The organism is Georgenia faecalis (assembly GCF_003710105.1).
GTDB classification, from domain to species: domain Bacteria; phylum Actinomycetota; class Actinomycetes; order Actinomycetales; family Actinomycetaceae; genus Georgenia_A; species Georgenia_A faecalis.
The window spans coordinates 963,972-987,807 of the sequence record NZ_CP033325.1; the positions used below are offsets into that span (position 1 = coordinate 963,972).

General features: G+C 73.9%; 24 protein-coding genes and 2 pseudogenes. 12 read left to right on the forward strand and 14 right to left on the reverse strand.

Going from position 1 to position 23,836, the window contains the following annotated elements; genetic code table 11:
- Positions 1-36: 36 nt before the first annotated feature.
- From EBO36_RS15870 to EBO36_RS04075, 4 genes and pseudogenes are all read right to left on the reverse strand, one after another.
- Positions 37-630 carry a sugar O-acetyltransferase gene (locus EBO36_RS15870; protein WP_122823484.1) on the reverse strand — a complete coding sequence of 198 codons (594 nt, stop codon included), beginning with the start codon at positions 628-630 and terminating at the stop codon, positions 37-39.
- A gap of 4 nt (positions 631-634) precedes the next feature.
- Complete coding sequence (locus EBO36_RS04065) at positions 635-2,149, reverse strand: ATP-dependent DNA ligase (protein WP_122823485.1); 1,515 nt, start codon at positions 2,147-2,149, stop codon at positions 635-637.
- Positions 2,150-2,186: 37 nt separating this feature from the next.
- Positions 2,187-3,233, reverse strand: coding sequence for a DUF2776 family protein (locus EBO36_RS04070; protein ID WP_122823486.1), 1,047 nt, complete (start codon positions 3,231-3,233; stop codon positions 2,187-2,189).
- 84 nt (positions 3,234-3,317) lie between these two features.
- Positions 3,318-3,500: pseudogene (locus EBO36_RS04075) on the reverse strand (bifunctional 3'-5' exonuclease/DNA polymerase); the annotation flags it as partial.
- A gap of 255 nt (positions 3,501-3,755) precedes the next feature.
- On the opposite strand from EBO36_RS04075, the gene EBO36_RS04080 reads away from it, so the two are divergent.
- Positions 3,756-4,718: a manganese catalase family protein gene (locus EBO36_RS04080; RefSeq protein ID WP_122823487.1), complete on the forward strand. Its 963-nt coding sequence runs from the start codon at positions 3,756-3,758 to the stop codon at positions 4,716-4,718.
- Here EBO36_RS04080 and EBO36_RS04085 read toward each other — a convergent pair.
- Positions 4,715-6,469: a bifunctional 3'-5' exonuclease/DNA polymerase gene (locus EBO36_RS04085; RefSeq protein ID WP_122823488.1), complete on the reverse strand. Its 1,755-nt coding sequence runs from the start codon at positions 6,467-6,469 to the stop codon at positions 4,715-4,717. The two genes, EBO36_RS04080 and EBO36_RS04085, sit on opposite strands and share 4 nt — an antisense overlap.
- A 126-nt stretch (positions 6,470-6,595) precedes the next feature.
- Here EBO36_RS04085 and EBO36_RS04090 point away from each other — a divergent pair, with 126 nt between their 5' ends.
- Positions 6,596-6,997 (forward strand): VOC family protein, encoded by a 402-nt coding sequence (locus EBO36_RS04090; protein ID WP_122823489.1) that lies wholly within the window; start codon positions 6,596-6,598, stop codon positions 6,995-6,997.
- An 18-nt stretch (positions 6,998-7,015) separates the two neighbouring features.
- On the opposite strand, the gene EBO36_RS04095 is transcribed toward EBO36_RS04090, so the two are convergent.
- The 3 genes from EBO36_RS04095 to EBO36_RS04105 all read right to left on the reverse strand — a co-directional run bounded on the left by EBO36_RS04095 (position 7,016) and on the right by EBO36_RS04105 (position 9,833).
- Positions 7,016-7,564 (reverse strand): AMIN-like domain-containing (lipo)protein, encoded by a 549-nt coding sequence (locus EBO36_RS04095; protein ID WP_122823490.1) that lies wholly within the window; start codon positions 7,562-7,564, stop codon positions 7,016-7,018.
- A gap of 81 nt (positions 7,565-7,645) precedes the next feature.
- Positions 7,646-8,764, reverse strand: a complete 1,119-nt coding sequence (locus tag EBO36_RS04100) for a heparan-alpha-glucosaminide N-acetyltransferase domain-containing protein (RefSeq protein WP_122823491.1) — start codon at positions 8,762-8,764, stop codon at positions 7,646-7,648.
- Between the two features lie 76 nt (positions 8,765-8,840).
- A complete protein-coding gene (locus EBO36_RS04105) occupies positions 8,841-9,833 on the reverse strand; it encodes a 3-methyladenine DNA glycosylase (RefSeq protein ID WP_122823492.1) in 993 nt (330 codons plus the stop codon).
- A 32-nt stretch (positions 9,834-9,865) separates the two neighbouring features.
- Between EBO36_RS04105 and EBO36_RS04110 the strand changes: the two genes are divergently transcribed.
- The gene (locus EBO36_RS04110) at positions 9,866-10,636 is read left to right on the forward strand and encodes a fumarylacetoacetate hydrolase family protein (RefSeq protein WP_122825437.1); all 771 of its coding nucleotides are present in this window, start codon (positions 9,866-9,868) and stop codon (positions 10,634-10,636) included.
- A gap of 45 nt (positions 10,637-10,681) precedes the next feature.
- Here the strand turns inward: EBO36_RS04110 and EBO36_RS04115 are convergent, their stop codons facing one another.
- The 4 genes from EBO36_RS04115 to EBO36_RS04130 form a co-directional block, all read right to left on the reverse strand.
- Entirely contained in the window at positions 10,682-11,422 is a 741-nt protein-coding gene (locus EBO36_RS04115; protein WP_164471335.1) for an SseB family protein, read from the reverse strand.
- Between the two features lie 200 nt (positions 11,423-11,622).
- Positions 11,623-12,351 (reverse strand): hypothetical protein, encoded by a 729-nt coding sequence (locus EBO36_RS04120; RefSeq protein ID WP_122823494.1) that lies wholly within the window; start codon positions 12,349-12,351, stop codon positions 11,623-11,625.
- A 53-nt stretch (positions 12,352-12,404) separates the two neighbouring features.
- Entirely contained in the window at positions 12,405-14,168 is a 1,764-nt protein-coding gene (locus EBO36_RS04125; protein ID WP_122823495.1) for a putative T7SS-secreted protein, read from the reverse strand.
- Positions 14,165-14,494 (reverse strand): WXG100 family type VII secretion target, encoded by a 330-nt coding sequence (locus EBO36_RS04130; RefSeq protein WP_122823496.1) that lies wholly within the window; start codon positions 14,492-14,494, stop codon positions 14,165-14,167. Before EBO36_RS04130 ends, EBO36_RS04125 begins: the two co-directional genes overlap by 4 nt.
- Positions 14,495-14,535: 41 nt before the next feature.
- Here EBO36_RS04130 and EBO36_RS04135 point away from each other — a divergent pair, with 41 nt between their 5' ends.
- Together EBO36_RS04135 and EBO36_RS04140 are read left to right on the forward strand one after the other, a co-directional pair.
- Entirely contained in the window at positions 14,536-14,907 is a 372-nt protein-coding gene (locus EBO36_RS04135) for a hypothetical protein (RefSeq protein ID WP_122823497.1), read from the forward strand.
- Complete coding sequence (locus EBO36_RS04140; RefSeq protein WP_122823498.1) at positions 14,904-15,203, forward strand: hypothetical protein; 300 nt, start codon at positions 14,904-14,906, stop codon at positions 15,201-15,203. Before EBO36_RS04135 ends, EBO36_RS04140 begins: the two co-directional genes overlap by 4 nt.
- 30 nt (positions 15,204-15,233) lie before the next feature.
- Here EBO36_RS04140 and EBO36_RS04145 read toward each other — a convergent pair whose 3' ends face one another.
- Positions 15,234-16,394: a MalY/PatB family protein gene (locus EBO36_RS04145; RefSeq protein ID WP_122823499.1), complete on the reverse strand. Its 1,161-nt coding sequence runs from the start codon at positions 16,392-16,394 to the stop codon at positions 15,234-15,236.
- 167 nt (positions 16,395-16,561) lie between these two features.
- On the opposite strand from EBO36_RS04145, the pseudogene EBO36_RS15640 reads away from it, so the two are divergent.
- The 3 genes and pseudogenes from EBO36_RS15640 to EBO36_RS04160 form a co-directional block, all read left to right on the forward strand.
- A pseudogene (locus EBO36_RS15640) lies at positions 16,562-16,741 on the forward strand (aminotransferase); the annotation flags it as partial.
- Between the two features lie 71 nt (positions 16,742-16,812).
- On the forward strand, positions 16,813-18,123 hold the full coding sequence (locus EBO36_RS04155; protein ID WP_164471336.1) for a hypothetical protein: 1,311 nt from the start codon (positions 16,813-16,815) through the stop codon (positions 18,121-18,123).
- Between the two features lie 154 nt (positions 18,124-18,277).
- A complete protein-coding gene (locus EBO36_RS04160; protein WP_122823501.1) occupies positions 18,278-19,498 on the forward strand; it encodes a pyridoxal phosphate-dependent aminotransferase in 1,221 nt (406 codons plus the stop codon).
- 16 nt (positions 19,499-19,514) lie between these two features.
- Here EBO36_RS04160 and EBO36_RS04165 read toward each other — a convergent pair whose 3' ends face one another.
- Positions 19,515-20,255, reverse strand: coding sequence for a DUF4386 domain-containing protein (locus tag EBO36_RS04165; protein ID WP_122823502.1), 741 nt, complete (start codon positions 20,253-20,255; stop codon positions 19,515-19,517).
- Between the two features lie 109 nt (positions 20,256-20,364).
- On the opposite strand from EBO36_RS04165, the gene EBO36_RS04170 reads away from it, so the two are divergent.
- The 4 genes from EBO36_RS04170 (at position 20,365) to EBO36_RS04185 (ending at position 23,775) form a co-directional block, all read left to right on the forward strand.
- Positions 20,365-21,090, forward strand: coding sequence for a TetR/AcrR family transcriptional regulator (locus EBO36_RS04170; RefSeq protein WP_122823503.1), 726 nt, complete (start codon positions 20,365-20,367; stop codon positions 21,088-21,090).
- 179 nt (positions 21,091-21,269) lie between these two features.
- On the forward strand, positions 21,270-22,256 hold the full coding sequence (locus EBO36_RS04175) for a methionine ABC transporter ATP-binding protein (protein ID WP_122823504.1): 987 nt from the start codon (positions 21,270-21,272) through the stop codon (positions 22,254-22,256).
- Complete coding sequence (locus EBO36_RS04180; protein WP_122823505.1) at positions 22,253-22,954, forward strand: methionine ABC transporter permease; 702 nt, start codon at positions 22,253-22,255, stop codon at positions 22,952-22,954. The genes EBO36_RS04175 and EBO36_RS04180 overlap by 4 nt, the downstream gene beginning before the upstream one ends.
- A gap of 11 nt (positions 22,955-22,965) precedes the next feature.
- Positions 22,966-23,775 carry a MetQ/NlpA family ABC transporter substrate-binding protein gene (locus EBO36_RS04185; RefSeq protein WP_122823506.1) on the forward strand — a complete coding sequence of 270 codons (810 nt, stop codon included), beginning with the start codon at positions 22,966-22,968 and terminating at the stop codon, positions 23,773-23,775.
- Positions 23,776-23,836: the final 61 nt, after the last annotated feature.

A 23,836-nucleotide genomic window follows, 5' to 3' on the forward strand; every position in this document is an offset into this window, starting at 1 on the left:
GTCTCGCAGAGCGGGCTGACGCCCCCACCGGCAGGGCTACGCGTCGAGGTAGCCGGTGCGGTCCGCGTCGGTGATCGGGCGCAGCACGCGGGCGGGCACCCCGGCGGCCACGACGTTCGGTGGGACCGAGCGGGTGACGACGCTCCCGGAGCCGATGACCGCCCCGTCCCCGATCGTCACGCCGGGGTTGATGGTGACGCCGCCACCGACCCACACGTCGTCGCCGAGGACGACGGGCTTGGCGTAGCAGGCGCCGGCGGCGCGCTCGCGGGGGTCGAGCACATGGTTGGTCGTGTAGATGCCGACGCGGGGACCGAGGAGGACGCGGTTGCCGAGGGTGATGCCGCCGCCGTCGAGCAGGACGCAGTCGAAGTTCGCGTAGACGTCGTCGCCGACCGTGACGTGGAAGCCGAACTCGCAGCGCAGGGTCGGCTCGAAGTGGACGCGCGACCCGACGCGCGCGAACAGCTGGCCGAGGATCGCCTCGCGGACCTCGGCGGGCTGGCCGAAGCTGGCGTTGTACCGGTCGGTGGCGAGCACTGTCCGCTCGCGGGCCTGGACGAGCTCGTCGGTGAGGTCGTTGTACACGGCGCCGGAGCGCATGAGCCGGCGCTGCTCGTCGAGGGTCATGACCTCATCCTGCCAAGGCGCGCACGGCGTCGATCGTGTCCGCCTCGGCGGCGCTCTTGTCCTCCCGGTAGCGCAGGACGCGGGCGAAGCGCAGGGCCAGCCCGCCGGGGTAGCGGGTGGAGTGCTGGAGGCCGTCGAAGGCGACCTCGACCACCTGCTCGGGGCGGACGTGGACGACGTGCCCGTCGCGGTGGGTCTCGAGGGCGAGGAAGCGCTGGGTCTGCCACGCGAGCATCTCGTCGGTCATCCCCTTGAAGGTCTTGCCCAGCATGACGAAGCCGTCCCCGTCGCGGGCGCCGAGGTGGATGTTCGACAGGGTCCCCTGCCGGCGGCCGCTGCCCCACTCCACGGCGAGGACGACGAGGTCAAGCGTGTGCCGGGGCTTCACCTTGACCCACGCCGCGCCGCGCCGCCCGGCGTCGTAGGTGGCGCTGAGGTCCTTGACGACGACGCCCTCGTGGCCACGGGCGAGCACGTCGGCAAAGAAGGCCTCGACCTCCGCGACGTCGGTGCTCACCCGCCGTGGCACGGTCGCCGACGCCGGGACGACGCCGTCGAGGGCCGCGAACCGCTCGGCGGCGGGGCGGTCGAGGAGGTCGGCGCCGTCGAGGTGGAGCAGGTCGAAGAAGTACACGGTGAGCGGAACCTTCTCCCGGAGCGCCGCAGTGTCGCGGCTGGCCGTGCGCGAGCCGGTCACCTGGAACGGGCGCGGCCGCCCGTCGGGGTCGAGGGCGACGGCCTCACCGTCGAGTACGACGGTGTCGACGTCGAGCGCGCGGACGACGTCGACCACCTCGGGCAGCCGGTCGGTGATGTCGTCGAGGGAGCGGGTGAAGATGCGGACCTCGTCGCCGCGGCGATGCACCTGGATCCGGATCCCGTCCACCTTGGTGTCGACGGCGACCGGCCCGGGCATCGTCGCCAGCGCCTCGGCGACCGTCGGGGCGCTGGAGGCGAGCATGGGCCGCACCGGCCGGCCGACCTCGGGACCCACGGCGGCGAGCGCCTCAGCACCGCCGGTGAGAGCGGCGCGAGCGACGGGCCCGGACTCGGCGCTGAACATCGCCGCCCGGCGCACCGCTGCCACCGGGACGTCGGCGGCCTCGGCGATGGCGTCGAGGAGGAGGGAGTCGAGCGCCCCCTGGCGCAGCTCTCCGGAGATGAGCCCCGCAAGGAAGTGCTGCTCGGTGGCGGTCGCGGTTCCGAGCAGGGCGGCGACGGCGGCGGCTCGGGCCGCCTGCGAGCCGGGCCCGGTGAGCGCCGCGATCTCCTCCAGCGCCTGGTCCACACCCAGCGCGGTGAGGGTGGGTGTGGCGGCGGGCTCCCGTGCGGCGGCGAGGGTGCGCCAGCCGATGCCGGTGCGCCGCTGGCGGACCTGGCCCGAGAGGTACGTCGCGACGACCTCGACCTCCTCCGGCTCCGCCGCACGCAGCGCGGCCGCGAGCAGGGCTCGCTTCTCCAGGCGCGAGCGGGTGGCCGCGAGGGCGGCGGAGGTCTCGGCGAGCTCGGTGAGCAGCACGGGCCCGAGTCTGGCAGGCGGCACCGACACCGGCGCGCTACGACGTCGACGTACCGGCCTCGAGGATGGAGACGATGGAGAAGAGGGTGAAGCAGACGGCACCGAGGCCGACGAGCACGTGCGCGCCGACGAAGAACCCCGGCTGATCCGTCGTCGCCTCGAAGAGGAAGGCGGCGAAGAACAGGCACGCCAGCGCGGTGCCGACCGGGATGATCGGGATCCGGTTCGCCAGGGCGAACGCGCGGCGCCAGACGAGCGCGAGCAGGACGACCTTGGACAGGATGCTGAAGCAGATGAGGCCCAGGCCGATGAGGACCGTGCCGGGTGCCAGCCGCGCCGGGTCGTCGGAGCTGAGGAGGACGACGAGGCCGAGGACGGCGTTGGTCGTCCCCATCGCCACCACCCACCAGGTCCAGCGGAAGCGTTCACGGTCGCCGAACTCGTTGCGGACCTGGCGCACGATGCTCGCCACCAGGGCCACGAGCGCAGAGCAGATGAGGGACAGCCCGAGCAGCACGTGGCCCGCCACCAGCGCGCGGGTGCCGCCCTGCGCGAACAGCGTCACGGCGATCACCACGCCCGTGACGGCGAGCACGGCGGGGATCGCGACCAGCACGGTCGCCACCCCCCGGGAGTAGGCGCCGTCGGGTGGCCCACCGCCGGCCGGGCGCGCCGCGGCGGCGCGGATGAGGGAGAACTTCGTCGATGCGGTCGCCACCGTGCTCACGCACGCGGCGATGAAACCGATCCCGAGCAGCACGTGGCCCGCGACGACGAACTGCGGCTCGCTCCCGCGCCCGATGATCGTGATGCCCCAGATCACCGTCGCCGCCGCGACGGAGTAGCCGAGGGCAGGCAGCGCGATCTCCCACACGCGGCCGTACCGGTGGATGAGCTGGCGGATGATCGTCGCGGCGGTCGTGAACAGCGCGATGCAGATGGCCGTGAGGCCGATGTTGACGTGCCCCGCCACGAAGTGGGCGGCGTCGTCGCCCCCGGACAGGACGTAGAGCCCGAACGCGAGGCAGACCGCGCCCATCGCGAGGGGTATCGCTCGGAAGAGGACGCTGATCGACGGGTTCATGCTCACTCCTCAGGCGGACGAGCGGGTGCGCCCAGCGTAGGCAGCGCACGGCGAATCGGCGCGGCGCGCCGTCGCGCCGACGCCTCAGCCGGTGGCGCCGTAGCTGGTGACGACCTCCACCTCGAGCGGGAAGTCGACGGGGAACGTGCCGAAGAGCAGCCGGCCCGCGCTCGCGGCCGCCTCGCGAACGGCGGTCGCGACCTCCGCGGCGAGAGGGGTGGGTGTGTGGACGATGACCTCGTCGTGGAGGAAGAACGCGAGGTGCGGCCCCGCGGCGGCGCCGGGGTCGCGGGCGAGCCCGCCGGCGTCGGGGACGTGCTCGGCGAGCTCGGTGAGCAGCACGCCGCCGAGTCTGGCAGGGGACACCGACGGCGGCACGCGCCCACGAGGACGACGTCTGGGGAGCGGGGTTCGACGTGCACACCTGGTCCGCGTCCGGCATCGTGAGCGATGCCCGAGTGGTCTAGGTCACAGCGACGCAGCGTTACGCCGCAACGACAACGCATGTCCGACGGAGGACCCATGTACCTGCACGTACAGCGACTCATCAACGAGATCGTCCCCGACGAGCCGGACCCGGCAGCGGCGAACGCCCTGCAGGAAGGCCTCGGCGGCCAGTTCGGCGAGATGCGGACGATGATGCAGTACCTCTTCCAGAGCATTAACTTCCGTGGGCCGGACGGGAAGCCGTACCGCGACCTGCTCCAGGGCATCGGCACGGAGGAGATCAGCCACGTCGAGCTGATCGGCACGACCATCGCGCGGCTGCTCGACGGCTCGCCCCGGTACCAGGGGAAGAAGACCGACCCGCTCGACACGCCGGGCGCCAAGGGAGCGACGCCCCTGAGCATCGCTCTGGACACGAGCAACATCCACCACTACCTCGTCGCCTCCCAGGGGGCGCTGCCGGTCGACGCCGCGGGCAACCCCTGGAGCGGCAGCTACGTGTACAACTCGGGCAACCTCGTGCTCGACCTGCTCTACAACCTCATGCTCGAGTCCACGGGGCGCCTGCAGAAGTGCCGGATCTACGAGATGACGGCGAACAAGACCGCTCGGTCGACCGTCGCCTACCTCATCGTCCGGGACCAGGCGCACGAGAACGCCTACGCGCGGGCGCTGGAGACCCTCGGGGTGGACTGGGGCAAGGTGCTTCCCATCCCGAAGACCAACGCCGAGCAGTTCCCTGAGGTCAAGAAGCTCCTCGACCTGGGGCTGCAGAGCAAGCAGTACTCGTTCGACCTCACCGCCGCCTCGGAGGCCGGCCGCATCTTCCAGGGGATGTCGCCGTCGAAGGACGGCACCGAGCTGGACCTCACCGAGCAGGCGCCGGCCGGGGTGCCCATCACGATCGCCGAGGAGCGCTTCGAGGAGTTCTCCCCGGGGCTCGACCCCGAGCTGCTCGCCCTGATCCAGGCCACGGCGGAGATCGAGATGGCCGACGTCCAACCGATCTTCGGACCGATCCCGCCCGCCACGGCCTAGGTGGGCGGGGCCTCCCCCGGGGGCGGCCGGACGGCGTCGGCGTCGCCGTAGCTCTGGGTGACGTGGACCTCGAGCGGGAAGTCGACGGGGAAGGTCCCGAAGAGCAGACGCCCGGCGCTCGCGGCCGCCTCGCGCACCGCGGCGGCGACGTCGTCGGCGAGGACGCTGGGCGTGTGGACGATGACCTCGTCGTGGAGGAAGAACGCGAGGTGCGGCCCGGTGGCGGCCCCGCCGTCACCGGTACCGCCGTCACCGGTACCGCCGTCACCCGTACCGGCGTCATCCGTACCGCCGTCGTCCGGCGTGAGCGCCCGCAGCCGCCCGCGCAGGTCCGCCATCCAGCACAACGCCCACTCGGCGGCCGTCCCCTGGACGACGAAGTTGCGGGTGAAGCGGCCCCAGTCCCGGGCCGAGCGCCCGGCCCGACGGCGGTCGACGTCGGTCGCGTCCGGCTCGCTCGCGCGGCGCTGGACCTCGTGCCACGACTCCGGCGGGGGCGGCGAGGTCCGCCCGAGCCAGGTGCGGACCACCTTGCCCGCCTCGCCCGCGCGGGCCGCCTCCTCGACGGCGCCCAGCGCTCGCGGGAAGGCCCGCCGCAGGCGCGGCACCAGGTCGCCCGCCTCACCCGTCGTCGCCCCGTAGAGCGCGCCGAGCATGGCGACCTTGGCGTGGGAGCGGGTGTCGACCACGCCGGAGTCGACGAGGCCCTGGTAGAGGTCGGTGCCCCGGCCGGCCGCCGCCATCCGCTCGTCGCGGGACATCGCGGCGAGCACCCGCGGCTCGAGCTGCGCCGCGTCCGCGACGACGAGCGACCACCCGGGGTCGGCGACGACGGCGGACCGGACCGCCTTGGGCAGCTGCAGCGCACCACCCCCGCGGGTGGCCCAGCGGCCCGTGACGACCCCGCCCGGGACGTAGTCCGGCTGGAGGCGGTCCCGGCCGCGGGGGCCGGGCCGGACCCACGCGTCGGCCCAGGCCCAGCCGTTCGCGGTGTAGAGGCGCGCCAGCTTTTTGTACGTGAGCAGCGGCGCGATCGCGGGGTGGTCGACCTCGCGGAGCTCCCACGTCCGTGTGGTCCGCACGTCGATCCCCGCGGCGCGCAGCGCCCGGAGGAGCTCGACGGGGGAGTCGGGGTTGAGGCGCGGGGCGTCGAGGGCGGCCCGCAGCTCCTCGGCCAGGCGGGCGAGGGCGGCCGGCGGGGCGCCGTGGTGGGGGCGCGGCCCGAGCAGGTCGGTGAGGACGCGGTCGTGCGCCTCCCGGCTCCAGGGCAGGCCGTCGTGCCGCATCTCGGCGGCCAGCAGCGCCCCCGCCGACTCCACGGCGAGCAGCATGCCGAGCCGCCCCGGGTCCGGGGCCTGGGCCACCGCCGCGCGCTGGCGGCGGTGCTCGGCGAGCACCTCGCCCGGCGGCAGGGTGAGCGAGTCGAACAGGGTCGGTGCGGCACCGGGGTCCGCCCCCTCCGCGGGCTGCCACCTCTCGGGCGGCGCACCGCCGAGGGCGCGTTGGAGGATCGTCTGGCACAGGCGCAGGTCGTAGCAGCGCTCGAGCCGGACGCCGGCCGCGAGGAGGCCCGGGTACAGCGTGCCGGTGTCCGCCCACACCCACCGGGGCCGTGCCGCCTCGAGCGCGCGCGCCCGCCGCGGCAGGTCCGCCCGCGAGAGGACCTCGACCGGTGGGGGCGTGCCCGTCGGGTCGGTCCCTAGGACGTGCACCTGCACGCCGTCGTCGGCCTCGGCCAGGACCACCTCCACGCCCCGGAGCGTACGCGTCGGCACCGACGGGCCGGACGTCGGGCGGCGGGTGGGGTGACAGGACCCGCTGTGCGCTGATTCACTGCTCGCAGCCGGCGGGTGACCGGCGCCCTTGAGGAGGCTCACATGCCGGTCCGTTGGTACTCCGTCGTCATCGACTGCCAGGACGTCGTCGCGCAGGCCGACTGGTGGTCGCAGGTGCTCGGGTGGCCCAAGGCGTACGAGGCCGAGGACGAGGTCGTCCTCATCCCGCCGCACGCCTTCACCGACGCCTACCGCGAGACCCCGCCCCAGGAGCGGGGCCAGGGGCTGGTGTTCGTCCCGGTGCCCGAGGGGAAGACGGTGAAGAACCGGCTCCACCTGGACCTGGCGCCGGGCCCCGACGACGACCAGGCCGCCGAGGTCCAGCGCCTCCTCGACATGGGCGCCACGCGCGCCGACGTCGGGCAGGGCGAGGACGTGTCCTGGGTGGTCCTCGCCGACCCCGAGGGCAACGAGTTCTGCGTCCTGTCCGCCCGCGACATCTGACGCGGGCACAGCCCCCGACTACCAGCGGTGGGCGACGTCCACGACGAGGCGCGTGCCGGTCCCCGGACCGTCGAGGATGAACACCCGGAACGGCAGGCGGGCCCGCACCCCCAGGGCGAACGTGCTCTGCCCCTCGAAGCTGCCCGCGGACGCGATCTGCCGGAACGTCGAGAAGCCGGAGACGTTGCTCAGCTCCCGCGGGTTCGCCGGGCGGTAGGTGGGCACGCCGTTCGCGTTGTAGGTCGGGGCATTCGCCACGACCTCGAGCCGCGCGCCGCCGCGGACCGGGACGACGTTCCCGGTGCCCTCGGCCCGCACCTGGTCGACGTAGCGGACGGAGTACCCCTCGACGTCGCCGCGGACGTCGACGACCATCCGGTCGTAGCAGGCGTGGCGGCCCGTGCGGACATTGGTGATGGACGCGCCCGCGGACGTGTCCCGGTCCGCCTTCGCGAGCGAGCCCCAGACGATGCCGCAGTACGGCGCCGGGTGGGCGGAGGCTCCGGCCGGGACGAGAAAGACCAGCCCGAGCGCCAGCGTGAGCAGCGCCCGCATGATCCGCTTCATCGCGATCTCCCTTCGCAAGGTCGGGCGGACCGCGGCAGCGGCCTGCCTCACGCGGACGGTACGTCCGGCCCCGGCGGCGGGCTAGGGGCGGGGGACGGCGCTGCCCTGGGGGGCTGCCGGTGTGCCCGATGGGGTCACGGCCCCGACGCTCACCGCCCGCATGAGCCGCTCGAGCGGCCCGCGCCCGAGCCAGTGCCGCCAGGCCGTGGCGAGGACCAGGGTGACGACGATGAACCACCCGAGCACCGCGTTGGACTCCGTGCGCCACACGACGTCGTTGCCGAGGATCGCGATGGCGACGATGTGGAAGGAGTACACGCTCAGCGCCATCGCCCCGGTGCTCGCGAGCGGGTCGAGGACCACCCGGGCGACGCGCGCGGTCGCGGGCGCCGTCGTCACGAGGAGGCAGGCCGCGAGGACGGCGAGGGCCACGCCGGAGTTCCCGACGAGCTCGAGGGTGGAGTCGTCGTGCGGCTCGGCGCGCGCGAGCCGCAGCGCCAGCGGGGAGGCGTTCGGGCCGAGGGCGGCGAGCAGCGCGTCCGAGCCGAGGTACCCGACGAGCGCGAGGACGACGCCCGTGGCGCCCAGGGCGAGCTGGACCCGGAGCGCGCCGAGGTCGAGGCGCCCGACGGCGAGGCCGAGGAGCATGTAGGCGATCCACACGACGGCGGGGTAGTAGCCGGTGAGGAAGAGGTCGAGGATCAGCCCGCTGTCCGTGCCGAGGGTCCGCAGCAGCCAGTTCGGCTCTCCTGGCGGCGCCGTCGTCGCCAGCGCGACGAGCAGGGGGCCGACGACGGCGGCGACGGCCGCGAGGTAGGCGGCCACCACCGGCGGGGCGCGCAGGGCCGGCACGAGGAGGAGGAACGTCACCGCGTAGGAGGGGAGGATGACGGCGACGGGCGTCCCCAGCGCCGACAGGAACGCGCCGATGACGAGGATGACCGCGGCGCGGGAGACCACGCGCCAGCGGGCGTTGCGCAGGGCGGGGCCCGACGGCGGCGTGCGGCGGCCGGTGAAGAGCGCGACCGAGAGGCCGGCGAGCACGGCGAAGGTGGCCGCCGAGCGGCCGTCGACGACGACGAGCCAGGTGGGCGTCGGCCGGCCGTTCACCTCGTGGCCGAGGTGCGCCGCGAACATGCCGAGCACCGCCAGGCCGCGGGCGATGTCGATGCCGGTGATGCGGGATGTCGCGTTCGTCACGGGCTCAGGGTGCCATGCGCGCCTGCGGCGCGGACGGCGCTTCGCTGGGCCAGTGCCCGGCGGAGCCGTGCCCGGCTCAGCCCGGCGGGAGCGGGTCGCCGTCGCCCGCGGCTCCGACGAGCGCTGTCGTCACCGCGAGCAGGCGACGGCGCAGGGGGTCCGAGCGCTCGGCGAAGGCCCGCTGGGCGGCGACGTACTCGGCCCGCCCGGCGGCCGTCTCGATGGCGACCGGGGAATGCCCGAGGCCGGTGACGTCGTAGGGGCTGGCGCGCATGTCGAGGAGCCGGATGTCCCGGGCCAGCTCGAAGCAGTCGAGCAGCAGCTCGCCCGGGCACGCCGGCCCGAGCTTCCACGCCACCTTGGCCAGGTCCATGTTCACGTGCAGGCAGCCGGGCTGGTCGAGCTCGAGCTGGTCCTCGCGGGCCGGCTGGAGGCGGTTGAGCGGGCGGGCCGGTGGGGTGAAGAAGCGGAAGGCGTCGTGGTGCGAGCAGCGCACCGGGTGCGCGTCGACGACGGCGTCCGTGCCCTCCTGACCCAGGCGCAGCGGCAGCGGGTGCCGGTGGGCGTCCTGGCGGTAGACCATCGCCCACTCGTGCAGCCCGAGGCAGCCGAGCTGGGCGGGGCGCTCGGCCGTGCGGGAGAGCAGGGCGTGCATCCACCGCACGCCCGGCCCGCGCTCGGCGAGGAAGGCGGCGGCGTCGAGGCCGACCCGGCCGTCGTCGTCGCGGTACCAGCGCCAGGTGGCCCGTTCGGCGAGGCGGGCACGCAGGTCCGTGGCGCCGTCGGTCGTGTCGTCCGACAGGTCGCCCGCGCCCTGGGCGCCGTCGCCGTCTGCGTCGTCCGCGTCCGGCGCGGCGAGGGCGGTGCCGGCGCCAGGGTGCCAGCGCCGCAGCGCCCCGGGCCGGATGGGGTAGTACTCGAAGAGGAAGTCCTCGATCGGGTCGGTCGTGCCGCGGGAGCGGCGCTCCCGGCGGCCGGCGGTGAGCGCGTCCGCGCGGGCGGCGTGGGCGCGCTCGCGCCCGGCCCACTCGGGGGCGGCGAGCGCGGGTGCGGCGGAGGTCTCGACCACCGGACCAGCGTAGGCGGGCTACCGTGTGGACCATGCGCATCGCACGTTTCACCACCGGCGAGAACCCCCAGTACGGCGTCCTGGAGGACGGGAGCACCGACCTCGTCGTCCTCGGCGGGGACCCCATCTACTCGCCCATCACGACCACCGGACAGCGGGTCCGCCTCGACGACGTGCGCCTGCTCTCCCCGGTCATCCCGCGCTCGAAGGTCATCGGGATCGGCCGAAACTACGCCGAGCACGCCGCCGAGCTGGGCAACGACGTGCCGGCCGAGCCGCTGGTCTTCCTCAAGCCGAACACGTCCGTCATCGGCCCCGACGACCCCATCGTCCTTCCCCCGTACTCGCGCGAGGTCCACCACGAGGCCGAGCTCGCCGTCGTCATCTCCCGCATGTGCAAGTACGTGCCGGTGGAGAAGGCCGACGACGTGATCTTCGGCTACACCGTGGCCAACGACGTCACGGCGCGCGACGTGCAGAAGACCGACGGGCAGTGGACGCGGGCCAAGGGCTTCGACACCTCGTGCCCGCTCGGTCCGTTCCTCGCCATGGACCTCGACGTCTCCGACCTCGCCGTCCGGGCGCGCGTGGACGGCGAGCTGCGCCAGGACGGGCGGACGAGCCAGATGATCTTCTCGGTCCCCGAGCTCATCTCCTACGTCTCGGGCATCTTCACGCTGCTGCCCGGCGACATCATCCTCACCGGCACGCCGGCCGGCGTCGGGCCCATCGAAGCGGGGCAGCGCGTCGAGATCGAGGTCGAGGGCATCGGGACGCTGAGCAACCCCGTCGTCCGCCGCTGAGGCGCCCGCGCCGAGCGGCGCGCGGCGGGGCCGGAGCGGGAGCCGTCAGCGCAACGTGACGGCGTCGTCGAGCCCCGCCCTGAGCACATCGAGGACCCACGCGGGCTCGCCGTTGACGACGGCGACGACGGGCACCCCCGCGGCGTCGTCGATCCGGGCCGCCGCCTCGTTCGGGGGCAGGTCGCTCTCCCCGACGTACACCGGCCACAGGCGCCCTCCGGCGCCGTCGAGCGTGGCGGTGAACCGGACCAGGCGCGCGAACCCGACGCCCACGACCCGCTGGTCGAGGTCGGTCGCGGCCTCCGGCCCACGGGCGAGGCGCAGCTCCTCGCCTTCGACGGCGGTCAGGGCCGCCGGGGTCGGGATGCCGGCGGCCGTGGCGGCGACGTGCCGGACGTCCTCGGGCTCGAGCACGGTCTCGACCGCGGTGTCCGGGTCGAGCCGCACGCCGGTGCCCGGGGGCCACTGCCGCGCGAAGGCGGCGAGCGGCGCGGCGCTCATCGACATCGTCGACTCACCACGGGGCACGGAGGCGGTCAAGCGGGTGGGCGAGGAGAACACGTGGACGTAGGCACGCCCGTCGGCCTGGGAGGTGGCGACGGTGCCCTCCGCGGAGAGGCTGAGGTAGACGTCCTCCGCGGCGAGCGCGCGCACGAGCGGTGAGCGGTCCCGCGCCCGCGCGGCGAGGTCACGGGCAATGTCGATGACGGAGAGCGTGGCGTCGCTCGTCCCGAGACGGTGCCAGGCCTGGTAGGTGTCGTCCGCGCTGTTCCGGCTGCTTTGCACCCGCCGAGCGTAAACGGCTGCGGGGTTGGTGCGTCGGGAAATGCGCGCGTCGCCCGGAGAAAGGGAGAGGCCCCTATTCCGCCGGCGACAACGGCGTCGAGAAGTGGCAGCGCGAACTCGTACACCCGCGGGCGCGTGCTCGTACCCATCCCTCGTCCGTGCCGCCCCGAACGCCCCGGCCAGGCGCGACTAGAGGCCACTCATCGGCTCGGCGCGAGATCGTCCGTCACGTCGATGCGGTACCGCAGTGCGGAGAGGATCCAGTCGACCGGGTCGAACGGCGGGACCCCCTCGCCGCGCTCCAGCTCCGTGGCGCGCCCAAGGGCGTCGTACCACGCCCGGCCGGGCGGTCTCCTCGCCTCCATGAGGGTCCGGTGAATCCCCGCCAGGGACATCGGGTCGGTGAGCCGGGCGAGCTCGCGGCGGAGCGTCGCCGCCCGGCCCGGCCACCAGCGTGGAGAAGCGAGCGCCTGCGCCGTTCCGAGTTGCACGCCGACGGCGTCGAGCGCTCTGCTCACCGGCTCCAGCTCGTCGCGGACGTAACGATGCGCGGGGTCCTCGGGGAGGGTGCGGAGGAGGCTGAGCTCCGGCGCCTGCGACCGGTGGCGGACGTTGGCCCAGAACCGCTCACGCTCACCGGTACCGGCACGCCGTCGTGCAGCGACCGACAGCAGCGCGTCATCGGCCGCCACCACCTGGTCCAGCAGCGCCGCTGGTGGCTGTCCCTCCCCGAGTCGCTCGAGCACCTGCGCGATGACGTCGGCGGGAGGCACCGGTCCCTCGCGGTGGAGGGAGCCGTCCCGCAGGACGGGCCACTCAAGGGCATCGATGAACCACTGACCGTTCTCCGTGCCGAGCTGGCCACGCACGGCGGCGACGGCGGCGTCCCACGTCGCGAAGGCTCGCTCGCCCTCCTCGTGCGCCGCCATGTCCTCATTCTCGCCCGCTGACGGCTGGCGCGTGCGCCGCGCGCGCCATGGGCTCATCGACCGCCCGCCGTGGTGTCGGCGGCGGCCCCGGCGGCGAGGCTTCCCCCGCCGCCGAGGAGCGCACCGGCGCCGAAGCCGCCCCAGACGCCGTCCGGCACGACCTGCGCCCACGGCGCGGGCCCCGTCCAGCTCTCGACCGGGGTGTCGTAGGCAGGGCGGTCCAGTCCGGCGACGTACTGCTGGGCCCCGCCGGGGCGCTCCACCGGGATGGGCGTGCCGTCGGGCCGGTGCGTCGGCAGGGGCAGATCGTGGCCGGCACCGTCCCACGCGGGGGCGTCCGCGCGCTGCGGGCCGAGGGCTCCGACCTGCATGCGCATGTCCTCACCGCCATGGAACGCCCGCACCGTGATCTCGTCGCGCGCCGCGTAGGTGTAGCCGGACTCGGGCCCGGTCATGTACCACTCGTCGCGAAGGGCGAGCCGGTCGAGCGCGTTGTCCTCGGAGCGCATGCGCAGCATCTCGGGCAGGTCCGTCCAGTACGAGCCCGAGCCGGCGGCATCGCTGTTGTGGAGGTTGGCCAGCGGGCGATCGACCGGGATCGTGTCCGCGTCGACGCGGGGTCCGGTAAGCCAGGACCCGGCCACGTCGGGCCGCGTGTAGTCGGTGTCGAACCGGTGCGGGCCGAAGACGTCGGCCATGGACTGGCTGTCCCAGTCCGCGCCGCGGCGCAGGAGGCGGGCCTGGTCGTCGGGGGACAGCCCGTTGACGTGCCGGAGCAGCGCGCCGTCGTCGAGGCGGTCGAGGCCGGTGAGGGTCTGGAGGTCGACGCCGTCGGGGCTGAGCGTCCGCAGGCCGTGCAGGGGCCGGTCGAGCAGGGAGAGGTCGTGCAGGGCGTCGAGGCCGCGGACCGCGCGCACGCTGGCGCCCGCACCGCCGGAGGCCACCGTGGCGACGAGGTCGGGGATGAGCCGGCCCAGGGCGCGGGCGGGGTCGTCCGCCCACGTGTCCCAGTCGAGCATGGCCTTGCCCACCTCGGTACCGAAGGCGAGCGGGTCGTCGCGCAGGGCGCCGAGCATGGCCGTGGCCTGCTCGATGGACATGCGGTTGCGCGCGGCGAGCTCCTCGGGCGTGAGGTTGCCGGTGGCGAGGTCCACGAGGTCGAAGACCGGGCGCAGGGACAGGTTGACGACCATCTCGCCCAGCTCCCACAGCGCCTCACCGGCGCCCGCGAGGACGCCACCGACGAACCGCAGGCCGCTCTCGAACCAGTTCCGCTCCGGCGGGGCGGCGTCGCAGCCCCGCCGCACCTCGTGGGCGCACACCCCGGCAGCGGCCTTGAGGTCCGCCTTCGCGGCGGCGAACTCGGCGCGAGCACCGCTGCGCACCGCCTGACCCGGGTCGGAGAACGGCAGGATGGTGAGGTTGACGAGCTCGCCGGAGGCACGGGCCGCCGCGACCTCCCGGCGCGCCTGGGTGACGTCGTTGTCGTACGCGCTCCGCGCCTCGGAGGTGACCTCCTCTCCGCGGTCGTGCTCCGAGGCGCACCATGCGGCGCGCTCCTGGGCGCGGGCCAGGGCGTCGGCATAGGTCTCCAGCGCCCGGGCGGCGCGCACCCACCCGTCGCCCGCCTCGCGCCACCGGTGCGGCTCGGCGTCGAACCGGTCGCGGAAGCGGTCCGAGGCCCGTCCGGTCCACCCGCCGGTGGTCACCGTCTCGAGGGAGTCGGCGACCGCCTGGAAACCGGTGCCCTTCTCCGCCATGACGGCGGCGCGGGCGCGGACGGCCCCGGGGTCGCCGTCGATGACGAACGCGCTCACGGGGCACCGCCCGTGGTGGTCCGCACGGTCGTCGCGACCGCCGAGAGCGTGTCGTACCCGGCCGAGTCGAACTCGGCGTAGTTCATCGCGACCTTGCCGAGCCGGCCCGACATCTCCTCCACGTCCCGCATGAGGTTGTTGACGCCCTCCTCCCAGCGAGAGGAGAACTCCTCGACGGCCGACGTGACCTCCTCCTCACCCAGCGCGGACGACGTGGGGACGAGGTCCTCGACGTCGTCGTCCTTGAACGTCTGGATGGAATCGGCAATGTTCTGCGCCGCGGTCACTATCGCTTCGAGGTCGACGGCGAAGTCATAGCTGGGCACGGGTTTCCTCCTCAGGAATGGCGATTAGTTGCCCGGCGCTGGTGATCGAGCCCTACAGTAGGGCCGTCGTCGTCGGCGAGGAGGGAATACCGGTGTCAGAAAGTCTGGAGCTGGAGATCGGCGCGCAGACCCGCGCCGCCATGTCCGTCCATGAGCGCATGCCGACGATCTCCGCGCTGCTGGAGGACCTCGCCGCCGAGGTGGGCGCCGCGTCGTCGGGGTTCCGGGGAGCGGCCGCCGGCGGCCTCGCGGAGGCGCTCGAGGCCTGGTTCACGACGGCGGGCGCGATCCCCGAGCGCCTGGCGGCGTACGCGGCATCGCTCGCCTCCGTCGACCAGCGCACGGCAACGTCGGAGGACAGGTCCAGCCAGGGGTACACCACCCTGCAGGACCGGATGGGCTCGGGGCGATGAGCGACCCCACGCTCGTCGTCTCCCAGGGCACTCTCGAGGCCGTCGAGACGGCGATGACGACCGCGCACGACCAGCTCCTCGCCGAGGTGACGGCCCTGCGGCAGGAGGTGCGGACCATCCTCGTCGCGTGGTCGACCGCCACGGAGTCCCGCCAGGCGCAGCTCGAGTTCGACGCCGCGCTGCAGCGCGATGTCGATGCCGTCGCCGCGGCCCTGGTCGACGTGCGCTCGGCCCTCGTGAAGGTGCGCGAGGACGCCCGCAGCGCGGAGATCGACAACGTCGCCATCCTCGACTGACCCGCGTTCGCGAGGATTCGCCGCGGCGCCTCACCTCCGGCGCAGCGCCTCTCCCATCTGCTCCAGCGCCCGCCGCAGGATCGGGCGGGGGGTCGCGATGATGAACCGGACGAAGCCCTCGCCCGCGCCGCCGCACGCGCTCCCGTCCGTGACCGCCACCCCGGCCTCCCGGCGGAAGAACTCCGCCGCCGGCTCGCCGAGGTCCAGGCCGCGGCAGTCGAGCCACGCGATGTACGTGCCCTCGAGCGGGGAGAGGCGGGCGCCGGGCAGGTGCTCGGCGACCAGCTCGGCGAAGGCGTCCCGGTTGCCCCGCAGGTAGCCGACGACGTCGGCGAGCCAGTCCCCGCCGTCGGCGTAGACCGCGGCGGCCGCCCGCGCCCCGAGCAGCCCGACGCTGTCCCCGGCGTCGACGGCGTACGGGGCGAAGGTGGCGGCGTCATCGGCGTTGGACAGGACCATCTGACCGCACTTGAGGCCCGGGATGTTCCACCCCTTCGAGGCGGCGACGGCGGTGACCGTGTGCCCGGCCGTCCGTTCGTCGAGCGCGGCGTAGGGCAGGTGCGGGACGTCGTCGAGCACGAGCGGGGCGTGGATCTCGTCGGAGAACACGCGCCCGCCGTGCCGCTCGACGACCTCGGCGAGGGCGAGGAGCTCCGCCCGGTCGAGGACGCGCCCCACGGGGTTCCACGGGTTGCACAGGACGAGCAGCCGGGCGCCGGCGGCGAAGGCGGCGTCGATGCCCGCGAGGTCGAGGGTGTACCGGCCGGCGTCGTCGCGCAGCGAGGGCACCTCGACGACCTCCCGACCCGCGGCCGGCGGGACGGTGAGGAAGGGCATGTACGCCGGCGTGGGAACGATGACGGCCGAGCCCGGCTCGGTGAAGTGGCGGATGGTCAGCCGCAGCGCCGAGAGGACGTCGGGCAGCAGGTGGATCCGGCCGGGGGAGACCTCCCACCCCGTGGTCCGCGCCAGCCAGCCGGCGCACGCCGTCGCCGTCGCGACCCGGTCGGCGCCGGGCAGGTACCCGAGCGCCCCGGTGTCCGCCGCGGTGCGCAGGACGGCCGCCACCTGCGGCGGGATGCCGAAGTCCATCTCGGCGACGAAGGCGCCGATCGCCGTCGGGAACGTCGTCCACTTGGTGCCCCCGGCGGAGCGCAGGTCGTCGACGGTGATCGCGTCGAAGGGGTGCATGGGTCCTCCAGTTCGCCTCGCCCCGGAGACGGGCGTCGGCCGCCGACGACGGTACCGCCCACCGCTGGCAGGATGGCGCGCATGCGAACCGACCGGTGGCGTGACGCCGCCGGGTGACCGGCCTCCTCGACCCGTCCGGCTCCGTCGCCCCGACGATCTTCGCGGAGATGTCCGAGCTGGCACCCGCACCGGCGCGGTCAACCTCGGCCAGGGTTTCCCCGACGTCGACGGCCCGGAGCACCTCAAGGATGCCGCCGTCGCCGCCATCTGCGACGGGGTCAACCAGTACCCGCGGGGGCGCCGGCATCCCGCAGCTGCGGGAGGCGGTCGCCGCCCACCAGGGGCGCCACGGCGTAGGGCGAGGCACGGCCGGCTGCGCGGCGGCGAGAGACCAGATCGGGCTTGCGAGGGAGTCCGAGTGGGTATCGTCAGCAAGATGTCCGGGGACCAGCAGCGGCGTGCTGCCGGCCGGCTCCGCCGGCTGCTCGGTGCCAAGGAGATCGACCGGCTCGTGGGCGCGGACAGCCGCAGCGCAGCCATCGACGTGCTCCTCGCCAACCGGCCGGTCCGCACGGGTGCGAGCGTGCAGGACGGTCGCGACTTCCTGACGGCCCGGCGCCTCGACCACCCCGACGGGCTCCGCGCGGAGCGCCTGGCGTCGGTGCTGTCCCGGCTGTTCTGGGTCCTGGCTGCGATCTTCGTCCTGGCGGCCGTCACGGCCCTCGTGCTCGGCATGGTCGCCTCGAGCGAGGACGGCGCGGCCTCCGACCCGTTCGAGGCGCTCGGCGACCTCACGGGTGACGGCGGGCGTCTGGTCGCGCTCGCGCTCGTAGTTCCGCTCGCTCTCGCACTGCTGGCCCGCTGGACGCTCTCGTTCATGCGGCCCGTCATCGCTCTCGCCGATGCGCGGTACGCGGTCCGCTGGGCCGGAGCGCGCCCGGGGCAGCTGGCCCGTGGGCTGCCCGTGGTGGAACCGTTCTCGGGGTTCGCCGGTTGGCTCAAGGTCCCGGCCGTGCTCCTCTGGGTCGCTGCCGGGGCAGCCGTGCTCTTCGCCCTGTGGCTCCCGACCTACGACGGCCCTGCCTGGGACGTCTACCTCGCCGCCGCTGGTCTGGCGCTGCTCGGATTCGTGCCGGCCCTCGGCGCCAGGGAGGCGTCCCGGGTCGCCGCGCTCGCGCAGGACCACCTCGTGATCCTCGCCGGGCGCAAGCGGGGCCTCCGGGTCGACGCCGCGACGGCGTTGCAGGAGCAGTTCCTCCAGGTGGCGTTCCGCGCGCCCTTCTCCAGGACCTCGCTCGGTTCGTTCGCGAGCGTCCGGGAGTGGACCGCCTACCCGCTCACCTCCGTGCTGGACGAGGCGGAGCTACGACGGCGCCGCCGGCATGCCGTGGCCGAGCTGGACGACGTGGACGTCAGTCCTGCCGGGCAGACGCCGCTCGTCACCTCCGAGAAGCCGGGCGAGCACGGCGGGCTGTCCGGGCGCTTCGACGAGGAGTACGCGGGCGGCTGGCTGGTAGGGGAGGCGCGGGAGCAGGGGTCGGGCAACCGGATCCTCCTGCTCGTCCGTGACCACCCGGAGCGCTTCCGCACGGAGGTGCTGCCCGCGTTCGGTCAGCACCTCAACCTCGACCTCAACAGCCTGCTCGTGCTCGACCCGCCCGAGCCGCTGCCCACGGAGGGAAGCTGGCTGGAGAGCTGGGTGAAGGAGAAGGCCGCCGAGCGCAGGTGAGGCGAGCGCGGGCGGCGCGCCGTCGTCGCAGCCGCACGAGCAGCCGGACCCGAGCCGCGAGGAGCGCGTCAGGCGTGCGTGCCCGTGGGCGGGTCGCGGCGGCCACCTGGACGGGCTCTGCGGGCCCACGCGCCGCGGTGGGAGGATGACCGCCATGCGTACCGAACGGTGGCTCGACGTTGCGCGTGGGGCGGGCCTGCTCTCGCCGTCGGGCGCGGTGGCCCAGACGATCTTCGCCGAGATGTCCGAGCTCGCCGCCCGCACGGGCGCCGTCAACCTCGGCCAGGGGTTCCCCGACGTCGACGGCCCGGAGCACCTCAAGGACGCCGCCGTCGCCGCGATCCGCGCCGGCCACAACCAGTACCCGCCGGGCGCCGGCATCCCGCAGCTGCGGGAGGCGGTCGCCGCCCACCAGGGGCGCCACTACGGCCTCACCGTCGACCCGGGCACCGAGGTGCTCGTCACCGCCGGCGCCACCGAGGCGATCGCCGCGACGATCCTCGCCCTCGCCGGCCCGGGCGACGAGGTGCTGACGATCGAGCCGTACTACGACTCCTACGCCGCCTCGATCGCCATGGCCGGCGCGACCCACCGCACGATCGCGCTGCGCCCCGGGCCGGACGGCTTCCACCTCGACCCCGACGACGCGCGCGCGGCGTTCACCGACCGCACGCGCCTCGTCCTCGTCAACACCCCGCACAACCCCACCGGCACCGTGCTCACCACCGCCGAGCTCACCCTCCTCGCCGAGCTCGCCGCCGCCCGGGACGCCGTCATCGTCACCGACGAGGTCTACGAGCACCTCACCTACGACGGCGTCCGTCATGTCCCGCTCGCCACCCTGCCCGCCGCGGCGGGCCGCACGCTGACGATCTCCTCCGCCGGGAAGTCGCTGTCCTTCACCGGCTGGAAGGTCGGCTGGGTCCACGGTCCGGCCGAGCTCGTCACCGCGGTCCGCACCGTCAAGCAGTTCCTCACGTACGTCGCCTCGGGACCGTTCCAGTACGCCGTCGCCGGGGCGCTCTCCGACGAGGACGGCCGCACGGGGGAGTACGTCACCGGCCTGAGGACCTCCCTCCAGGAGCGCCGCGACCTGCTCGTCGAGTCCCTCGACGCCGCCGGGTTCGTCACGGTCCGCCCGGCCGGGACGTACTTCGTCGTCGCCGACGCCGCCCCGCTCGGCTTCGACGACGCCGTCGACCTGTGCCGCCGCCTGCCCGAGCTCGCCGGGGTGGTCGGCATCCCCGTCTCCGCCTTCTGCGCCGCCGGGTCGGCGACGGCGCAGGGCCTGCGCTCGTGGGTGCGCTTCACCTACGTCAAGCGGGAGAGCGTCCTGCACCGGGCGGCCGAGGGGCTGGCGCGGCTGCGGGGATGAGCGACCTCGCCGGTGGCTAGGAGCGCTCGACCGTGCGCCGCTGTGCCGTCGGGGCAGGCTCGTCGTTCATGCCGCGCTCGGTCTCGTCGCTGGTCGCGCGGCGGGTGAGGGCGCGGGGCTCGACGCCCTTGAGGACCAGCCACAGCCCCAGGGAGATCTCCCACAGGGCGATCGGCAGCGCGGCAAGTCCCGCGAGCCCGGAGACCTGGTCGACGGCGCCGAACAGCGAACCCAGGGCGGAGACCAGCAGGAGGGGCGCGCCGAGCAGGCCGAGCGCTGGGATGACCCGCGGTACGAGCCGGAAGCGGTAGAGGGCGTACCCGAGGCACAGGGCGTTGACGGCGGGGACGAGCCCTGGGCCGAGAAGGAAGGCCCAGTCGTGGAGGGCGATGAGGGTCGCGTCGGCCCCGGCGAGGGCATCGGCCCCGGCGCCGTCGGCGCGGTGGACCGTTGCCAGCGACAGCATGCTCATCACGCCGACGGCGATGAGCGCGCCCTCGACGGTCCGGGCCGCGAGGAAGCCGAGCGCGGCGACCTCGCTGTGCCGCCGTATCACCGGGAACAGGCACGCGGCCGTGCCGATGCACGCGGCGGCGAGCACGAGCTCGAGGAGGCCGGCCCAGGCCAGGCGGGACGCGCCGTCGGAGAGGACAGCGGTGTCACGGAGGAGGGGGTCCTTGAGGGCGAGCGCTGGGATGGAGGTGACGACGGTGAGGAGGTAGAGCGCACCCGCGATGCGGGGGAGTCTGGGGGACATGAGGGGGCCTTCCGATCCGGTGCGGGCCAAGGTGTACGGCGTACACCTTGATGGGTCGTGAGCGTAGGCGTACGGTGTACACCTGTCAACGACGGATCGGAGGACGCACGTGGCACGGTCGGGCGCTGCAGGACGGGTCCCGCTGACGCGCGAGCTGGCGCTCCGCGCCGCCGTCGAGCTGGCCGACGAGCAGGGCATCGAGGCGGTGAGCATGCGCAACCTCGCGGCTCGGCTCGGTGTCGTCCCGATGGCCCTCTACAAGCACGTGGCCAACAAGGACGACCTGCTGGGTGGCATGGTCGACGTCGTCGTCGCCTCCCATGCGCACCAGCCCGTGGACGGCGGCTGGAAGGACGCCGTGCGCGGCCGGGTCCTTGCTGCGCGGCGGGCCCTCCTCGCGCACCCGTGGGCCCGCCAGGTCATCGAGTCGCGCACCACGCGGACGCCGACCGTCCTCGCCTACATGGACGCCGTCGCCGGCGCGTTCATCGCAGGCGGGTTCTCGGCCGACCTCACCCACCACGTCATGCACGCCCTCGGACATCGCATCTGGGGGTTCAGCCCCGAGGCCTTCGACGGCCCCGCGCCCCCCGCGGCGCCGGTCGCACCTGTCGATCCCGTCGCGGCGGCGGAGACGATGCGGCACCTGGCGCGGGCCTACCCGCACATCGCGGCGATCACCCAGGCGGCCACCGACGGTGACGATGGCCGTGCGGGGCAGGGGTGCGACGAGCAGTTCGAGTTCGAGTTCACGCTCGACCTCCTCCTCGACGCCTTCGAGCGCCTCCACGAGTCGGGCTGGACGTCGGGGGGCTCGTCGCGGCCGGCCCCGTAGCCGTCAGGGGCGGCGGACCCGCCGAGCGGTGCTGCCGCGCCGGACGATGCGCCGGGTGTCGCGCCACATCCTGAGACGCTCGTCTCTAGCGTTGGACATAGCCCGTCCCACGTCGGAGCCTGGGGCTTGCCCACGACGCGCCGCACCCCTGCGCGCCTCGTGCACGTCAGGAGGCCCGGTTGATCGATCTCGTGGACGTGTCCAAGACCTTCCACACGGCCAAGGGCGAGGTGCGCGCGCTCGACCACGTGAGCCTGCGCGTCGAGCCGGGGGAGATCTTCGGGATCGTCGGCCAGTCCGGGGCGGGCAAGTCCACCCTCATCCGCACCGTCAACGCCTTGGAGAAGCCCGACTCCGGCACCGTCGTGGTCGCCGGGCGGACGATCTCCGAGCTCCGCGGCCGCGAGCTGCGCGAGGCCCGCCGCAGCGCCGGGATGATCTTCCAGCACTTCAACCTCCTCAGCTCCCGCACGGCGACGGGCAACGTCGAGCTCGCCCTCGAGATCGCCGGGGTCGGGCGCGGCGCGCGGCGGGCTCGCGCGGCGGAGATCATCGACCTCGTCGGGCTGTCCGACCGCGCCGGCGCCTACCCGGCGCAGCTCTCCGGCGGCCAGAAGCAGCGCGTCGGCATCGCCCGCGCGCTCGCCGACAGCCCGGACGTCCTGCTCTCCGACGAGGCCACCTCGGCACTGGACCCGGAGACCACGCGCTCGGTCCTCGACCTCATCCGCCGGCTCAGCCGCGAGCTCGGCCTCACCGTCCTGCTCATCACCCACGAGATGGACGTCATCAAGCGCATCTGCGACTCCGCGGCGCTCATGGAGAACGGGCGCATCCTCGAGCACGGCCCCATGGAGCAGCTCCTCACCACCCCCGGCTCGCGCCTGGCGGCCGAGCTCTTCCAGCTCGGTGAGCTGCCGCCCGCGCGCGGCACGCGGATCGTCGACGTCACGTTCACCCGGCAGACCTCGTCGGAGCCGGTGATCGCCCGCCTGGCGCGCGAGCACGGCCTCGACGTCGCGATCCTCGGGGCGGCGATCGAGACGATCCACGGCGGGACCCAGACCGGGCGCACCCGCCTGGAGATCCCCGGCACCGGCACCCAGGTGGACACCGCGCTCACCTACCTGCGCTCGCAGGGGCTCTTCGTGGAGGTGGTCCGATGATCGACCGCGACGACCCGGACTTCTGGTCCGACCTCGCCGGCGTGGTGACGGCCGCGACCTGGGAGACGCTCTACATGGTCTTCGCGGCGCTGGCGATCACCGTCGTCCTCGGGATCGCCGTCGGCGTCCTCCTCGTCACGACGGAGGAGGGCGGCCTCTACGCCAAGCCGTTCGGCTCCCGCACGCTCGGGCGGGTGCTCAACCGGCTGCTCGACGTCGTGGTCAACGTCGGCCGCTCGATCCCGTTCATCATCCTCATGATCCTGCTCATCCCGTTCACGCGGCTCGTCGTGGGCTCGTTCATCGGCCCGACGGCCGCGATCGTGCCGCTCACCATCGCGGGGATCCCGTTCTTCGCGCGGCTCGTGGAGATCGCCATCCGCGAGGTGCCCCGGGGCGTCGTCGACGCCGCCGTCTCCCTCGGCGCCACGAAGCGCACGATCATGACGAAGGTGCTGCTCGCCGAGGCGGTGCCCGCGCTCGCCCTCGGCCTGTCGACCACCGTCGTCGGCCTCATCGGCTACTCCGCGATGGTCGGTGCCGTCGGCGGCGGCGGCCTCGGCGACGTCGCCTTCCGCTACGGCTACCAGCGCTACAGCCTCGAGTACATGCTCGTCGTCGTCGTGCTCCTCGTCCTCATCGTCCAGGTCCTCCAGTCCCTCGGGAACTACGTCGCCCGACGCGCCTCCCACCGCTAGAAGGAATCGCCATGCGCCTCACCCGCACCCTGCCCCTCGCCGCCGTCGCCGCCCTCGCCCTCACCGCGTGCGGGGGAGCCAGCGACGACGCCGGAACCGCCGAGGCGGAGACCGACACCATCCGCGTGGGGGCGCTCGCCGTCCCCGCGGGCGACATGCTCCGGTTCGTCGCCGAGGAGCTCGCCCCGGCCGAGGGCCTCACGGTCGAGTTCGTCGAGTTCAGCGACTACAACACCCCGAACCCCGCGCTCACCGACGGGGACGTCGACGCCAACCTCTTCCAGAACACGACGTTCATGGAGACCTACAACGAGGCCAGCGGCGAGGACCTTGTCTCGGTCGGCGAGGTGTACCTCCCGCGGATGGGCCTGTACTCCAACGACTACGACTCGCTGGACGAGCTGCCCGACGGCGCCACGGTCGCCATCCCCAACGACCCCACCAACGAGGGCCGTGCGCTCAAGCTGCTCGCCGCCGAGGGCCTCATCGAGACCACCGACGAGCCGATCACGGTGAACGACATCACCGCGAACCCGCGGAACATCGAGTTCGTCGAGATCGAGAACGCCACCCTCCCGCAGGCCGTCGAGGACCAGGACGCCGCGATCGTCACCGCCGCGTTCGCCCTGCCGGCCGGCCTCACCGAGGACCAGCAGATCCTCGCCGAGGAGAGCGACAGCGACTACTACAACGTGCTCACGACGACGCCGGAGCTCGCCGACGACCCCCGCATCGCCACGCTCTTCGAGCTCCTCACCTCCGAGGAGATGGCGCAGTTCATCACCGACGAGTACCAGGGCGTCATCATCCCCGTCGAGTGACGCGGTTCTGATCTCGGCTCCCGGCGTACGCATCCCGCTGCGCCGGGAGCGGGACGGGATG

Coding starts and splice junctions, on each gene's coding strand:
- EBO36_RS15870 (WP_122823484.1), bottom strand. CDS start 630: ATGACCCTCGACGAGCAGCGCCGGCTCATGCGCTCCGGCGCCGTGTAC.
- EBO36_RS04070 (WP_122823486.1), bottom strand. CDS start 3,233: ATGAACCCGTCGATCAGCGTCCTCTTCCGAGCGATACCCCTCGCGATG.
- EBO36_RS04080 (WP_122823487.1), top strand. CDS start 3,756: ATGTACCTGCACGTACAGCGACTCATCAACGAGATCGTCCCCGACGAG.
- EBO36_RS04090 (WP_122823489.1), top strand. CDS start 6,596: ATGCCGGTCCGTTGGTACTCCGTCGTCATCGACTGCCAGGACGTCGTC.
- EBO36_RS04095 (WP_122823490.1), bottom strand. CDS start 7,564: ATGAAGCGGATCATGCGGGCGCTGCTCACGCTGGCGCTCGGGCTGGTC.
- EBO36_RS04110 (WP_122825437.1), top strand. CDS start 9,866: ATGCGCATCGCACGTTTCACCACCGGCGAGAACCCCCAGTACGGCGTC.
- EBO36_RS04120 (WP_122823494.1), bottom strand. CDS start 12,351: ATGGCGGCGCACGAGGAGGGCGAGCGAGCCTTCGCGACGTGGGACGCC.
- EBO36_RS04140 (WP_122823498.1), top strand. CDS start 14,904: ATGAGCGACCCCACGCTCGTCGTCTCCCAGGGCACTCTCGAGGCCGTC.
- EBO36_RS04145 (WP_122823499.1), bottom strand. CDS start 16,394: ATGCACCCCTTCGACGCGATCACCGTCGACGACCTGCGCTCCGCCGGG.
- EBO36_RS04160 (WP_122823501.1), top strand. CDS start 18,278: ATGCGTACCGAACGGTGGCTCGACGTTGCGCGTGGGGCGGGCCTGCTC.
- EBO36_RS04165 (WP_122823502.1), bottom strand. CDS start 20,255: ATGTCCCCCAGACTCCCCCGCATCGCGGGTGCGCTCTACCTCCTCACC.
- EBO36_RS04180 (WP_122823505.1), top strand. CDS start 22,253: ATGATCGACCGCGACGACCCGGACTTCTGGTCCGACCTCGCCGGCGTG.
- EBO36_RS04185 (WP_122823506.1), top strand. CDS start 22,966: ATGCGCCTCACCCGCACCCTGCCCCTCGCCGCCGTCGCCGCCCTCGCC.